Source organism: Methylobacillus methanolivorans, from assembly GCF_054588515.1.
Genome location: NZ_BAAILT010000004.1, coordinates 329,651 through 344,997, shown reverse-complemented (window position 1 = coordinate 344,997; position 15,347 = coordinate 329,651). Strand labels below are relative to the sequence as shown.

The following is a 15,347-nucleotide window of genomic DNA, read 5'->3' as shown; positions in this document are numbered from 1 at the left end:
AGATGATTAAATATGAAATCACTTTTCAATTAATGGAACAATCATGGATTTCAACGAAGCTGCCGTCTTCGTTAAAGTCGTCCAGGCAGGTAGCTTCAGTGCTGCGGCCAGGCAATTACAGTTACCCACGTCCACTGTCAGCACCCGTGTTGCCAGGCTGGAGCAGCGCCTGGGCATCACCCTGCTGCAACGCACAACCCGGCGCTTGAACCTCACCGAAGCAGGACAGGCGTATTTCGAGCATGCGTCGCTGGGGTTGGGGTATATGTTGGAAGCTGAAGCCGCCATTGATGCCGCACGACAAGCGCCGCAAGGCAAGCTCAGGGTGTCTGCGCCCGCCGATCTCGGCGATAGCCTACTAGCCGGACTGGTTCATCAAGTGCAATTACAATACCCGGCGCTCGCGTTGGAACTACTACTGACCGAGCGCTATGTTGACTTGGTCGCCGAAGGCATAGATGCCGCCATTCGCACAGGTGAACTGGGTGACTCCAGCCTGATTGCCAAACCGCTGGGCAATGCATGCTGGGCCACCTTTGCCAGCCAGGAATATCTTGAGCAAGCGCCACCATTACGGAATCCGCAAGACCTTAATCAACACCATTGCCTACAATTCAGCCCGATGGGACGCGACGCATGGACATTGCGGCGTGGCAACGACAGCATCACTATCCCGTTATCGGGTCACACCATTGCCAATAGTATCGGCATCGTGCGGCATATGGCGCTGAATGGCCAAGGCGTCGCCCTGCTTCCCACCTACATCTGCAAGCCTGGCATGCTGATTGGTGAGCTGCAGCGTGTACTTCCCGCATGGCAGGCTCGGCATGACCCGGTGCATTTGGTCTATCCACGCCAACGCTTTATGCCACCGAAACTGCGCGCATTCCTTGATGTCGCCCAAGCTGTGATGCAGCCATGGTTTAATGATGCCCCCAGCAGTACCTGACTTACCAGGGAAAAATTGATATCCATGTCTACCCCAACGCCTGGCAATCGCCCTCTTTCACCTATCCTGCTCATGCTAGTACTGGTGTTACCGCCGCTGTTCTGGGCAGGTAACTTTGTCGTGGGCCGTGCAGTGCATGCGAACATCCCGCCACTAACCTTGTCTCTAGGACGTTGGGTAATCGCCTTTGTTTGCATATTGCCATTCGCCCTCCCTGCCATGCGGCGTGATTGGCGGCTTTACTGGCAATATCGCTGGCGCCTGCTGGCAGTATCCACAGTGGGCGTTGCAGCATTCAACACCTTGGTTTACAGCGGCTTGCATGACACCACCGCCACTAATGGCATCCTGCTCAACTCCTGCATTCCTATCCTGATCCTGCTGTTTGGTGCCTTGTTTTACCGCCTGCCGTTGCACCTGCTGCAATTACTTGGGTTAGCTTTGTCATTGGCTGGTGTCCTCACCATCATCCTGCACGGAGAATGGTCTAGTCTGGCTACCCTGGATTTTTCTGGTGGCGACCTGGTGATCTTTACCGCGATGATCTGCTGGGCGCTCTATACCCTGTGGTTACGCGAGTTGCCCGCCACTATCAACCGCATTGGCTTGATGTGCATACAAATCTTCATTGCCATTATTCTGCTGCTACCACTCTATGCCTGGGAAACGCACACTGGGCAAGCACCCCAATGGAACCATGACACCTGGCTGGCACTCGCCTATGTTGGCATTTTCCCTTCAGTCATTGCCTATACGCTGTATACCATTGGGGTAGCGCGCGCAGGAGCAGCACGTGCCGGCTTGTTTATCCACCTAATGCCGGTTTTCGGCAGCATGCTTTCCGTGCTGTTTCTGGGAGAAAACCTGCACGTATTCCACGCGCTAGGTATCGCTGCCATTCTAGGGGGTCTAGTTTTGTCTTCAAAGAATTCCGTGCCTGCTCGCTGACAAATTCTCAACACCTTCGTCAGCTTTTCTTGCTGAAAGTCTCATTTAACCCACTAATTTTTATCATTTTTATCAAAAATTCCCTGTGCAAACATGGCATGTAATTCGCTTATCCATGAATATCAATCGCCATATGCCAGCCATTATTGATTCAAGACCAAGCCATCATGAGTACAGAACAGACCACTAACCACGATGTTTATAAAACCCTGCTGGAGTCCACCAAGGCCATCCCCTGGAAAATCGATTGGCAGACCATGACCTTTGCCTATATAGGCCCCCAAATCGAGACCTTATTAGGCTGGAGTCAGGATAGCTGGGTAAGCGCACAGGATTGGGCCAGCCGCATGCACCCTGAAGACCAGGCCTGGGTAGTGGATTTCTGTGTATCACAATCCCGCTCGGGGGCTGATCATGAGGCAGACTACCGCGCCTTGACCAAGGATGGACGCTATGTCTGGATACGGGATGTGGTGCATGTCATCCGTAATGCAGCAGGAGAAGTCGAGTCACTGGTCGGCTTCATGTTTGATATCAGCGAGCGCAAGAAAACCGAAGAACAACTTCTCAAGCTGCAAAAGGAACTGGAAGAACTTTCCTTTAAAGATGGCCTCACTGGTGTTGCCAATCGCCGTATGTTCGACTCGGTACTGGAGATAGAGTGGACGACGGCCCGGCGCCATGGCAGCCCGCTTTCCCTCATCATGTTCGACATTGATTACTTCAAGCAGTACAACGATCATTATGGGCATTTGCAGGGCGATGAATGCCTGAAACAAGTAGCCACATTGCTTGCCAGTAGCGCTGTGCGTGCCAGGGATTTCTTTGCTCGGTTTGGCGGGGAGGAGTTTGTGCTGATCCTGCCAGATACAGATGTCGCTTCAGCGCAACTGGTCGCTCATCGCTGTCGCAACCTGTTGTTCAAGGCGCAAATACCACATGCGAATTCGCCAAGTGGGCAAATACTCAGCCTCAGCATGGGAGCCGGCACCATGATCCCCACCCACCAGGAGCAGGCACTCAGTTTTGTCGAGCAGGTCGACCAGCGGCTTTATCAAGCCAAACAGCGTGGCCGTAACTGCCTAGTCAATGCATAGCATCTGCGTTCAGTGAGTATTTCCTAACCCAGCACATCGTGCCAGATATTCACGGCCCATGACCGTGCCTCCTGCACTTCACTGGCAGACCTCGCCTGCGAGACACCTCCACCCGGCGCAGGCTTCATTTCTCGACTGGCAGCATCAAAGCGGTAAACATTGGCGACATGCATCGCCTCTTCTGCACTGACATAGCTATAACAAGTATTGGCAAACACGGGAGCCGGATCAGGTGCCTCGCCAGCGAGTAAGGCAATAATCGCACTGGCACACACCTTGGCTTCCGAGGTAGCAATATGGGCAGATTTCGGCAAGCCGGAATCGAGCGCGTCGCCCAAGATGTGTACATGCCGCGCCTGGCGAGATTCGTAAGTCACGTAATCAACATCGCACCAGCGTCCACCTGCATTACCCAAGCCATTATCCAAGGCCAACCTGCTCGCTGTTTGCGGAGGAATCAGGTTGAGTACATCAAACTTGACGCGTTCAAACGTGGTGTTAAGCGTCTGCCGATCTGGATCAATCGCATTCAGGTCACTGGAAGCATGATATTCAACCATGCCAGGATAAAGTTCAGCCCATGCCCTCTCAAACAAGGCACGCTTGGAGGTAATCGCCGGATTGGCATCCAGCACCAATACCTTGGACCGCGGTTTATGCCGCTTGAGGTAATACGCCACCTGGCATGCCCGCTCATATGGCCCTGGCGGGCATCGATAGGGCAAGGCAGGGATGGTAATGGCAAATACGCCTCCATCACGCATTGCCTGCAATTGCTGCTGTAATGCCAACGTCTGAACACCAGCCTTCCAGGCATGGAGGAACCGTTCTTGCAACAGCACCCCTGTCATGGCATTCAAGCGACTGTAATCAAAGCTGATACCGGGTGCCAGCACCAATTTGTCATAGCGCAGCGTGGCCCCATCATCAAGGCGGAGCCGGCGTTGTGCCGCATCAATCGCGCTGACGCTGGCCTGTAACAGCTGGATACCGTAACGCTTGATCAACTCATCATAGGAGTGCGTAATATCCTGCATTTGCCGGCTGCCCCCCAGTACCAGATTGCTCACCGGGCAGGAGACAAAAGCCCGCCCGGGCTCGACCAGGATGACTTCAATACTGTTGTGGCTCCATACCCGTAAATACTTGGCCACCGTGGCACCAGCAAACCCAGCGCCAATCACCACCACCCGGGGTGCACTGGCAGCCCGCGCAATACTGCGCCAGGCACCGGGCAAGATCAGGCTAGCCAACGCTAATTGATTAAAATGGCGACGCTTCATGGATTCGAAGCTTTGGGATTGTCTGTAGGGTCATCGACATGACCCAAGCCAGAAAAATAATGGGCAAGCCCCTCAATCTCTCCCCAGGTCAGGCCCTTAGCATGCTGGTTCATGACGCTACCGTCATCAGGCATATCCCGGTAATGCTGCATGCTGGCAAGAAATTGATCCTGCGATAGCCCTGCCAGGCTCGGGATTGCTCCCAGGCTTTTGCCTTCATAGCCGTGACATGCGGCACAAGAGGCTGCCAGGGTGCGGGTGTGGCTATCTACTCCGGCAGGCCAAGCCACCAATGGCACGAGGCACAAGCCCAGTACCGCCAGAAGCCCTCCGCCCAGCACCATTGAATGTTTATGTTTATAGTTTAACGGCAAAACTATGGTGAAATTCGTTATCTTCGTTGTCGTGTATGGTCACCGTCAACGCACCATCGCCTTTGGCAATGAAGGGAAAGCGGATATTCGGATCCTCGCTGATACCGATATAGGTATCGGCCTGAAAGACTGTAACGCCGTTGTATTGCACCTCTATCTTGTCGATATAATAAGCGGGGCGGAAGCCTTGGGAAACGAGATCACGTTGCAGGCCCGTGAACATCGGGTGCTTGATCTGTAACCTGGCATAGTGCAATGCGCCCTCTGTTGCTTCACTATCCAAGGCTAGACGCATCTTGCCCGCACTTTGGCGCGCTGCCGACTCATCACCATCTATTGTGCCACCACAGCCCCCACTAGCCCTCACAGGGGCGGCATTCACATACCACTTGCCATCACTGGTTTCGGCAACCACATGTACTAGTGAGTCTGTTTCGAGACGAATACGGGTCGCCACTTCGGCCTTGCCACTCTGGGGATTGAAATGAAACACAGCGGCGAGCGGTACCGGGTTCGCATCGACAATCACGGAAACCGCTTTCACGTATTGCCCTTCTGCTACAGGATAATCCACGGAAAAAGCAAACGGCACCTGGGCACCACTTTCCGCACGTTTGGGTGCGGTGATCTTGATGAAATCCGCTTGTTGCAAGGTTTTACCCGGGAACAGATCACGATGCATGGCCTGCCATTTTTGATCTGTGACCTCTGCATTGGCAACCAAAGGCATCCAGCCTGAGAACACCACCCCAAGCACCAGCAATACTCGTGACATCGAACGCATCATCATTGCTTTATCCATTTCATTGTATAGAATACCAACCAGTTGGTATGTTATGCCGGTATACAGATTTGTCAATAGCAGTAAGCAGCTCAATTCATTGCCATACAAAAGGAAGATGACGGAATCTCTTTATGTCCAGCCAGCCGATTGCATCCACCCGCGAGCGCATCTTGCAAATCGCCAGAGATTTAATTCTCTCACGCGGCTTCAACGCCATGTCGATTGACATGGTATGCCGTCAGGCCAATATCACCAAGGGCGGTTTCTTCCATCATTTCAGCAACAAGGAAACCCTGGGTGAAGCGGTACTAGAACAGTTCTGGCAGGATGCGTTGGAGCGCCAGCAACACTTGTTTGACCCGACTCACCATCAAAGCCAGCTTGAGCTGCTTACTGCTTATATTGATCATGGCATTGCAAGCTACCAAGACCCGCAGCTCAGCCAGGGTTGCATGCTGGCCATTTTCACCATGGGCCTGGCTGACACCCACCCTAGCCTGTTTGAGGTGTCACGCAACTATTTCCAGGCCTGGCGCAAGGAATTGATCGACATGCTCCAGCGGCTACAGCAAGAGCAAGGCAGCCCCCACTTCGACACCATCGCCTGGGCCGAGCTATACATCACCACGCTCGAAGGCGCGTTGTTACTGGCAAAATCCATGGATGACACCCAAGTGATTGCGCGCACACTATCCCTCTACAAGCAGCAATTGGTAAACGCTGCCAACATGGCGCATCCTCGCTAATCCACAAAAACCTTAATTATTTTACGGGAATATCCATTCAGACTATTGACTTACATTACGGTCCCTAACTATCATAGTTCGTATTATGCTACTGATTAAAGAATTGCCGACTTCCGAGTCGCTGAAAAAATTCGCTGGCTATTACCCCGACGCCGATATTGTCGCGATCTGGGAGTTCGTCAATATCTTGCGCGCTGCCTCCGATCTCTCGGACGCATTGGATAAAATGCTGGCACAGCACGGCTTGCTGCAAGGGCGCTGGTGGGTACTTGTTTTGCTGCTACGCGAGGATAACCTCAGCTCGTCCCCTTCTGAACTTGCCGAAAAAGCGGGCGTCACCAAGGCCACCATGACCGGCTTTATTGATGGCCTTGAAAACGAAGGCCTAGTCAGCCGCCTGACTGACCGCAAGGATAGACGCAAGCTCAAGATCAAGCTCACCACAGCCGGGCGCAAGAAGCTAGATGAAGTTATGCCGGTGTACTACACCAATGTCGCAGCCCTGATGGCGACCTTGTCACTACAGCATCGCCAGGATGTGGTACGCCATATGCAAACCTTGGGTGCCAACGCCGACATCATCAAGTAAGACCAGAAGCAAACATCTCTTCACATTTGTTATACCGGGCGGGAGTCCACCATGCATCGCAACATCCTCAAGGCTTTCAGCACTGCTGTCATCGCGGTGTTGCCTGGATGCATGAGCATGTCCGGTATTTCTACCACAGCCCAACCTCGTCATGCCAACCAGCTTGACCAGGGTCCCGCCATCACCCAGGTCAAGCATGACCTGCCCTGGCCGCAAGAAGCATGGTGGCAAGTGTTTCAAGACCCGCAGCTAGATGCCCTGATACGCCACAGCCTGCAACAACACCCCGACCTGCGCGCGGCACATAGCCGCGTTGCCATGGCCGAAGCGCAAGCCCAAGCAACTGGCGCATTGCGCGCACCACAAGCGAGCGTTAACAGTACCCTGGTGCGTGAGCGCTTCACCAACCTGCAATTCATTCCCCCACCCTGGGGTGGTCATACAGAATGGAATAATAAAGCCACGCTGAATCTCGGCTACGACCTCGACCTATGGGGACAACGCGAGGCGCAATGGAACAGTACACTGAGCCGCATGCAGGCAACCGCAGCCGAGGCACAACAGGTCAAGCTCAGCCTGACTACCGCCCTGGTCATGCAATACATTGCTTGGTCGCAGGCACACGCCCAGCACGACATCGTCAAGGCGAGGCTGGAAATTGCCGAACAACAGTTAAGCATCCGGCAACGCGCCCTGGTTGCAGGGCTAGGTACAGACATCGAAGTCAGCGAAGCAGAAACCCTGATTCCCGGCCTGCATGCGCAATTAGAAATCAGTGATGAACGTATCACCCTACTGCAACAACAACTGGCAGCGCTGGCAGGAGAAGGGCCTGGATTTACTGAACATCTCCATGCTCCATTACTGGCACTCAATGCCGACATCGGCCTGCCTGCATCACTGCCCGCCGACCTGATAGGCAGGCGGCCCGACATTGTGGCGGCCAAATGGCGTATTGAGGCTGCCAACCACAACATCGCCAGCGCCAAGGCGGCGTTTTACCCCAACATCAACTTGTTGAGCTTTGTAGGCTTACAAGCCATGGGCTTCAGCAAGATACTCACGGAAAGCGGCCTGATTGCAGGTGTCGGACCCGCTATTTCCCTGCCATTATTTGATGGCGGGCTACGCCGCGGGAACCTCGCCGCAGAAACTGCTGCCTACGACATTGCTGTGGAGCAATACAACAGTACCGTACTGCAATCATTACAGGAAATCAGCGGCCAGTTGGTCATGCTGCACTCGAATGCAATCCAACATACTGAATTACTGGATGCGCTGCATTTAGCGGAAAAAACCAAGAAGCTAGCGACAACCCGTCACCATGCCGGTTTAGCAAATTACCTCAAGGTTTTGGATACAGAGAATCAGGTATTGAGCCAGCGAGCCGCCCTCATTGATCTGGAGGCCAGCAGGCTCAATGCCTATGCCGGGCTCATGAAAGCCTTGGGCGGTGGAACGCTACCATCAACTAGTGAGTTGCATTGATGCGTAGCACCCACACAGTCTTGAGCTTCTGGCGGCGTGCACGCTGGCGCTATGTATTACTGGGCGTCTTGCGCGATTGGGGCCGCGAAGATGCACAAACCCTGATCTATATTGGCAAAGTGTTGCTGGCCTGCATGCTTGCGATGTGGGTGTCGCTCAAGTTCGAGCTGGAGCAACCTCGCACTGCCTTGCTCACGGTTGCCATCGTCATGCAGACGCGCACCAGCATGGTATTGGCCAAGAGCTTTTATCGCCTGATCGGTACGCTGGTCGGGATTGCCACTTCGGTACTGTTGGTGGCGCTATTCGCACAGGAACGAGTACCTTTCCTCATCTACCTGGCATTGTGGATCAGCTTCTGTACCGCAGGCTCCATCGTTTTTCGTCACCACCAATCCTATGCCTTTGTGCTGGCAGGCTACACCATCTGTATTGTCGGCCTGCCCGCCACCCTTAACCCCGGGCAAACCTTTGATATTGCCATGACACGGCTTTCCGAGATCATGGTTGGCTTGGCTTGCGCCAGCCTGGTCAGCGCCCTGGTTTTCCCGCAAGGCATCAGCGAATTGCTACGCAATGCGGTACGCAAGCGCTTTCGTGATTTCTCACAGCTGCTGATCAACCTGAAACAGAACAAACTTTCAGCCCCCAACACACAGGCAGATACCCTGCGCATGGTCGGCGATGTGTTTGAGCTGGAGATATTCCACGCTTCATCCTCCATGGAGAGCAATCACTCACGCGCCTACCGGCAACGCCTCAACCTGCTCAACTCGGAATTCATGGCCGTTACCACCAGCTTCCACTCACTGGAACAACTGTTACGGCGACTGCAAGCCAGTGGGCACCCGCAAGTAGTGACAAGCCTGTTGGCACTATTTGCACCTATCCAGGCTGCCGTCATGACGCACCAGCATGAAGCACGCAATGAGGACGAAGCCAGACAGGTAGCACTCACTATCAATGCCTTACGCCAACGCTGGCCCATGCATTTGCACGAGATACAGGCCAGCCTGCCTATCACTCTCAGCGAGACTGAAACCCTGGATTTTGCCACCGGGGCAGAGCTAAGCCTGCGCGTGCTGGACGAATTGCATGCTTACACCAACACCTATGCCAGCCTCAGTCATCCCATGCCCGCTAGCACCTTGAAAAACCGCCAATCGCCAAGCCTGGGCATGCATTTTGACCCGCTCGCGGCCATCCTGGCAGGGCTGCGCGGCGGCTTGGTATTTGCGCTAATGTCATTTCTCTGGATAGTCTGCGACCTACGCTCCGGCATTGAAGCCATTACCCTGGCCACGATTGCCAGCACCTTGTTTGCATCTGCCCCTTCACCCAGCAAGACCGTGCGCCAGTTCATCATCGGGGCCTTGATCGGCACCGCATTATTGTATTGGTGCAACTTCCAGCTACTGACGCAAGCACAAGGCTTTACCATGCTGGCATTGGCCTTGTCGCCAGCAATTGTCATCGCCGCCTGGCTTACCACCAAGCCATCGGTAGCCGCTATCGGCTCGGGCATCTTCATCGTGTTTTTCTTACACATTGGCTTCAACAATGTTTTTGCTGCCAACCCGGTCAATTTCATCAATGAAGCGATTGCCGACCTGCTCGCCGTCATGCTGGCAGGCGTGTTCTATAGTTTGATTGACCTCACCAATGGCCTGTGGTCACGCACTCGCGTGGCATTGGCATTGCGCACATTGATCCAGGAAGCTTGTGTACAAACTCCGCCGCCAGAACGCAGCTCGCTGGAAACCCATGCGCGCGAACTACTGCTGCGCATGGGATCGTCCCGCCATGTCGCCAATACCCAGGACAAGGAAGTTGTCGACTGGCTACTTTCTACGCTGGAAATTGGCCAGGCCGTGATTAACTTGCGCCAGGAGTTGCAACAAGTCAGCGATCCAGCCATCCGTGGCACGATAGACCATAGCCTGCTCCAATTATCACGACTGTTCGCCCAGCCCAGCACGATATTACGTCAGCGTGCGATTGTCGCCATCACCAGCAGTATCGCACGCTTGCAAACCAGCGCACCTCTCACCATAGCCAACAGCCAGCAATTGCTCACCATGCTGCACTTCATCCGCGGCGCCTTGCTGGACAAGCACTCGGTACTCACGCCACTCGCGCCGTTAGATGAAGTCACCAAACCAGGAGAGTTACGCCATGCCTAGGGAAATCGCTTTTCTCGATGCCCTCATGCCGACCTTGGTGCTTGCCTTCGTGGCAGCACTCATCTTGTATTGGCTCCTAGACAAGACGCTGGGATGGCTGGGAGCCTATCAATATATCTGGTACCGCGCCCTGTTTCGCCTGGGCTTATTCACCTGCCTGTTTTGCACGCTGGGGCTACTGATTTACTGACAAGGAAACGCATATGAAAGACCTCTACAAGCAAATCCTGCGTATCGCACTGACGATGATCATTGTCGTGGTGGCAGTCATGCTAGGCCACATGCTCTGGGTGCGCTATATGGATTCGCCATGGACGCGTGATGGCCGGGTACGCGCAGATGTAGTGAATATTGCCAGCGATGTTTCCGGGTTGGTTACCGAGGTCGTGGTGCGCGACAATCAATTTGTGAAAAAAGGCGATCTGCTGTTCCGGATTGACGCCGAGCGCTACCACCATGCAGTAGAGGAAGCAGAAGCCAAGCTAGAGCAGCGCAAGATCACCCTCGCCCTCAAGCGTGGGCAATCCACTCGCCGCTCCATGCTGGACGACCAGGTCATCTCACGCGAGGACCGGGAAGATTCCGACCTCATTTCCCTGGCGGCTAAAGCTGATCTCGACCAGGCCCATGCCGAATTGGGCCATGCCAGGCTTAACCTCAAGCGCACGGAAGTACGTGCCCCGGTAGATGGCTGGGTATCTAATTTATTAGTAAGGCCTGGTGACTATGCACAAGCCGGGCAGCCAAAGCTTGCCCTCATCGACCAGAAATCCTATTGGGTCTATGGCTACTTCGAGGAACACAAACTGCCGCTCATCCATGTCAATGACCCGGCAGAAATCCGCATGCTAGGCACCGATGTTGTATTGCGTGGCCATGTCGAGAGCATGGCGCGCGGCATCACTGACCGCGACAACCCGACGGATGTCAGGCTCTTGGCCAACGTCAACCCCAGCTTCAATTGGGTGCGCCTGGCGCAACGTGTCCCGGTGCGTATCCATATCGACGAGATTCCTGATGGGGTTGTCCTAGTCGCGGGCATGACTTGCTCCGTGATTATCCACCCGGCGACACCCAAAACTGCTAACACTTCACCTCCAGCCTGATTTATCCGACATCAACATCAGGTAATCACTAGCAAACAAGCGTGTAACACTCGTCACCACCAAACACCAGGGCCAACCTGACAAAGTCGATGACCCTGCCGCACATTAAATATCATGTGACAGCCCTACTTCGACCTTTGTAGGCATACATTACCGCCACTGTCAGACAATTCCTACAATCTCTGGAATTACGGTATTTTCTATGCATTTTTACCGCACTTTGTCGCGATATTCGGCATTGTTAACAATTGCAACCCCGATAGTTGCGCTACACTAACGCATCTTGAAATCTGCAGAATTCCATTCCATCATGCCCGGGCAAGCCAATATTGATCAAGTCAGTTTTAAGCGCATTCTGCGCCGTAATATCATGCTACCGCTCGGAGTCGGTATTGCCAGCGCGGCCCTGTTTATCATCCTGGTTCTCAACCTGCTCAGTTCAATGAACTGGGTAGAACACACCGAACGCGTCATTGGTAAGGCACAGGAAATCTCCAAGCTCGCAGTCGACATGGAAAGCGGGATGCGTGGCTACTTACTCAGCAAGGACGATAACTTTCTCGCCCCCTATCTTTTGAGCAAACCCAAGATACAGGCTGAGATATCGGCCTTGACCCTTTTGGTGAAAGACAACCCCTCCCAGATTGACCGCCTCAAGCGTACTCAAGCGTATATCGACCAATGGGATGCCTACGCCAGCCTAATGATCGATAAACGTCGGTCAAACGAAGATTTTTTATCCACCTTGCGGCTGGGCCATGGAAAACTACAGTTCGATGAAATCCGCAACGAGCTGACGGGCTTTGTGCTCGAAGAACAACGCATGCTGAAGGACAGGAATGATGACGCGCGCAAAACCATTACTTTCTCACTGGCTGCTTATCTCATCTTTGTGCTTGGCCTGACCGGGTTCCTGGGATATTTTGGTCGTCGCGAACTGCTGAGCTTATCAAACAACTACGAATCCATCCTGCAACATCAACAGGAATATGCAGATGCGCAACAGCAACAAGCGTGGATGCGCACCGGCCAGACATCGCTAGCGGAGCTAGGTATTGGCCAAATGACATTACCGCAAGTAGGGCGTACCTCACTGGACTTCCTCGCACACTATATAGGTGTGCAAGTAGGGGCAGTGTATGTGCGTGATGACGATGGCACCCTGCAACGCTTTGCCGCCTATGGCTTCAGCCCTGAATACGAACAACGCCATATTACCGTGCGTGAACACCAGGGCCTGTTGGGCCAAGCCGTTGCTGAAAAGCGCGTGATCGCCCTGGATAACCTGCCCAGCGACTACATCAAAGTGAACTCAACGCTGGGCGATGCTACGCCACGTCACCTGGTGATTGTGCCGATTACCAATGAGGGGCATATCAATGGGGTCACAGAATTAGGCTTCCTGCACAAACCAGAGCCACTGGCACTTGAGTTTCTGTCCCTCATCGCGGGTAGCCTGGGGGTCGCTATTGAAGCGGCATTATCGCGCCAACGTCTGCAAGATGCCCTGGCTGAAACCCAGCAGCTCAATGAGGAGCTGCAAGTGCAACAGGAAGAACTACGCACCAGCAATGAAGAGCTGGAAGAACAATCTCGCGTACTGGAAGAGTCGCAAGCTACACTGGAAAACCAGAAAGCCGAACTGGAACAAACCAACGACAGGCTGGCAGAGCAGGCTGTCGCGCTGGATCAGAAAAACACGGCCTTGGTGGAAGCACAAGAGCAACTAGAGGCACGCGCCCAAGACCTGGAGCGCGCCAGCCAATATAAATCTGAATTCCTCGCCAACATGTCGCACGAATTGCGCACCCCGCTTAATAGCTCGCTGATCCTAGCGAAGCTGCTGGCGGACAATCGTGATGGCAACTTGAACGAGGAGCAGGTGAAATTTGCCAACACGATCTACTCTGCGGGCAACGACCTGCTCAATCTCATCAATGATATCCTGGACATTTCAAAGGTTGAGGCTGGCAAGCTGGACCTCAACCCTCAGCAGATCTCCATCAGCGCCCTTGCCGATAGCATGCAATCCATTTTCACGCCCCTGGCCACACAGAAAAAACTGGATTTCAAGGTGGAGATTGCCCCAGGTACCTCGAGCAATGTGCATAGCGACCGGCAGCGCCTGGAGCAGATCATCAAAAACCTCTTGTCCAACGCCATCAAATTTACCGACAAGGGTAGCGTATCACTCATGATAGCCACCGATGATAACGATCAAATCAGTTTCGTCGTACAAGACACTGGCATTGGTATAGACAAGCACTTTCATGACACTATTTTCGCCCCATTCCGCCAGGTAGATGGCACGTCAAGCCGTAAATATGGCGGCACTGGATTAGGCCTCTCCATTTCGCGCAACCTGGCCAACCTACTGGGTGGCGATATATCCCTGACGAGCGCAAGCGGCGAGGGTAGCCGCTTTACGCTGACACTCCCCCTGCAATGGCAAGCCGAGCGCATTATCCCGCTTGCAACAGCTATTGCCCCAGCCTCAAGCACAACCCAAGCCGATCAAGCATCTCCTGCCCCAGCGATCACCAAGCCCAAGGCTCCCAGGCTGGAAGGACCGGCCTTCCCCGATGACAGGGGCCATACCAGCGATACCAAGCGGCTCGTGTTAGTGGTGGAAGACGAGGCCACCTTTGCCAAGATACTCTACGACCTCGCGCAGGAAATGAATTACCACTGCATCGTCGCCCATGGCGCAGAAGAAGGCTTGCAACTGGCAACGCAATACCAGCCGCAGGCTATCCTGCTGGATATTCGCCTGCCCGACCAATCGGGCTTGAGCGTATTGCACGAGCTCAAGGAAAATCCACTAACGCGCCATATCCCGGTGCATGTCATTTCAGGGTCTGACCATGCGGAAGCTGCGCTGCACCTAGGCGCGATTGGCTATGCGCTCAAGCCAGCCTCACTGGAGGAGCTCAAGCAAGTCTTCACCCGGCTGGAAGAAAAGCTGACGCAGAAAATCAAGCGTGTGCTGTTGGTTGAAGATGACGACCGTCAACGCGAGAGTGTGCATCAACTTATTGCAGACGACGATGTCGAGATCGTCTCGGTAGCCTTTGGTAACGAGGCATTGGAGTTGCTGCGCAAGCAGGTCTTCGACTGCATGATCATTGATCTCAAGCTGCCCGACATGCAGGGCAGCGAATTGCTGCAACGCATGTCGCATGAGGATATCCGCGCATTTCCACCAGTGATTGTCTACACAGGCCGCAACCTGAGCCGCGAGGAAGAAGCCGAGCTGCTCAAGTACTCACGCTCGATCATCATCAAGGGTGCCCGCTCACCGGAGCGCCTGCTGGACGAAGTCACCCTATTCCTGCACAAGGTGGAATCCGAACTTTCCAGCGAGCGCCAGCGCATGCTGCAAACGCTACGCAGCCGTGAACGTATTTTCGATGGTCGGCGCATTTTGCTGGTCGATGACGATGTACGCAATGTTTTCGCACTCACCAGTGCCCTGGAACAAAAAGGCATGTCGGTCGAAGTTGCACGCAATGGTATCGAGGCTATCGAGAAGCTTGACCAGGTGACCAATATCGACCTGGTGCTGATGGATGTGATGATGCCAGAGATGGATGGCCTGGAGGCCACACGCCGCATCCGCGCCGATGGCCGCTTCGAGCGCCTGCCCATCATCGCCATCACGGCCAAGGCCATGAAGGACGACCAGGAGCAATGCATCAAGGCCGGTATGAATGACTACCTTGCCAAGCCAATAGATTTATCGCGCCTGCATTCACTGCTACGCGTCTGGTTACCTGCGGGCATCCACTCGGCCCAGTGAT

General features: G+C 54.1%; 13 protein-coding genes. 10 read left to right on the top strand and 3 right to left on the bottom strand.

Annotated elements, in window-relative coordinates; translation table 11 throughout:
- The first annotated feature begins 43 nt into the window (after positions 1–43).
- The 3 genes from LG202_RS11580 to LG202_RS11570 all read left to right on the top strand — a co-directional run bounded on the left by LG202_RS11580 (position 44) and on the right by LG202_RS11570 (position 2,994).
- Positions 44–949, top strand: coding sequence for a LysR family transcriptional regulator (locus LG202_RS11580; RefSeq protein ID WP_230348531.1), 906 nt, complete (start codon positions 44–46; stop codon positions 947–949).
- A gap of 24 nt (positions 950–973) precedes the next feature.
- Positions 974–1,897, top strand: coding sequence for a DMT family transporter (locus LG202_RS11575; RefSeq protein WP_230348530.1), 924 nt, complete (start codon positions 974–976; stop codon positions 1,895–1,897).
- 167 nt (positions 1,898–2,064) lie between these two features.
- Positions 2,065–2,994, top strand: coding sequence for a diguanylate cyclase domain-containing protein (locus LG202_RS11570; protein WP_230348529.1), 930 nt, complete (start codon positions 2,065–2,067; stop codon positions 2,992–2,994).
- 23 nt (positions 2,995–3,017) lie between these two features.
- On the opposite strand, the gene LG202_RS11565 is transcribed toward LG202_RS11570, so the two are convergent.
- Genes LG202_RS11565 through LG202_RS11555 form a run of 3 tightly spaced genes read right to left on the bottom strand, consistent with a single transcriptional unit; the run spans position 3,018 to position 5,441 of the window.
- Complete coding sequence (locus LG202_RS11565) at positions 3,018–4,277, bottom strand: FCSD flavin-binding domain-containing protein (RefSeq protein ID WP_230348528.1); 1,260 nt, start codon at positions 4,275–4,277, stop codon at positions 3,018–3,020.
- Positions 4,274–4,621 carry a c-type cytochrome gene (locus LG202_RS11560; protein ID WP_230348527.1) on the bottom strand — a complete coding sequence of 116 codons (348 nt, stop codon included), beginning with the start codon at positions 4,619–4,621 and terminating at the stop codon, positions 4,274–4,276. Before LG202_RS11560 ends, LG202_RS11565 begins: the two co-directional genes overlap by 4 nt.
- Positions 4,622–4,634: 13 nt before the next feature.
- Positions 4,635–5,441, bottom strand: a complete 807-nt coding sequence (locus tag LG202_RS11555) for a quinoprotein dehydrogenase-associated SoxYZ-like carrier (RefSeq protein WP_230348526.1) — start codon at positions 5,439–5,441, stop codon at positions 4,635–4,637.
- Between the two features lie 125 nt (positions 5,442–5,566).
- Between LG202_RS11555 and LG202_RS11550 the strand changes: the two genes are divergently transcribed.
- From LG202_RS11550 to LG202_RS11520, 7 genes are all read left to right on the top strand, one after another.
- Positions 5,567–6,181: a TetR/AcrR family transcriptional regulator gene (locus tag LG202_RS11550; protein WP_230348525.1), complete on the top strand. Its 615-nt coding sequence runs from the start codon at positions 5,567–5,569 to the stop codon at positions 6,179–6,181.
- An 85-nt stretch (positions 6,182–6,266) separates the two neighbouring features.
- The gene (locus tag LG202_RS11545; protein WP_230348524.1) at positions 6,267–6,770 is read left to right on the top strand and encodes a MarR family winged helix-turn-helix transcriptional regulator; all 504 of its coding nucleotides are present in this window, start codon (positions 6,267–6,269) and stop codon (positions 6,768–6,770) included.
- 51 nt (positions 6,771–6,821) lie between these two features.
- Positions 6,822–8,258: an efflux transporter outer membrane subunit gene (locus tag LG202_RS11540; RefSeq protein WP_230348523.1), complete on the top strand. Its 1,437-nt coding sequence runs from the start codon at positions 6,822–6,824 to the stop codon at positions 8,256–8,258.
- A complete protein-coding gene (locus tag LG202_RS11535) occupies positions 8,258–10,441 on the top strand; it encodes an FUSC family protein (protein WP_230348522.1) in 2,184 nt (727 codons plus the stop codon). Before LG202_RS11540 ends, LG202_RS11535 begins: the two co-directional genes overlap by 1 nt.
- Positions 10,434–10,631, top strand: coding sequence for a DUF1656 domain-containing protein (locus LG202_RS11530; RefSeq protein WP_230348521.1), 198 nt, complete (start codon positions 10,434–10,436; stop codon positions 10,629–10,631). Before LG202_RS11535 ends, LG202_RS11530 begins: the two co-directional genes overlap by 8 nt.
- Before the next feature lie 13 nt (positions 10,632–10,644).
- Positions 10,645–11,547: an efflux RND transporter periplasmic adaptor subunit gene (locus LG202_RS11525; RefSeq protein ID WP_230348520.1), complete on the top strand. Its 903-nt coding sequence runs from the start codon at positions 10,645–10,647 to the stop codon at positions 11,545–11,547.
- Between the two features lie 283 nt (positions 11,548–11,830).
- The gene (locus LG202_RS11520) at positions 11,831–15,346 is read left to right on the top strand and encodes a response regulator (RefSeq protein ID WP_230348519.1); all 3,516 of its coding nucleotides are present in this window, start codon (positions 11,831–11,833) and stop codon (positions 15,344–15,346) included.
- Position 15,347: the final 1 nt, after the last annotated feature.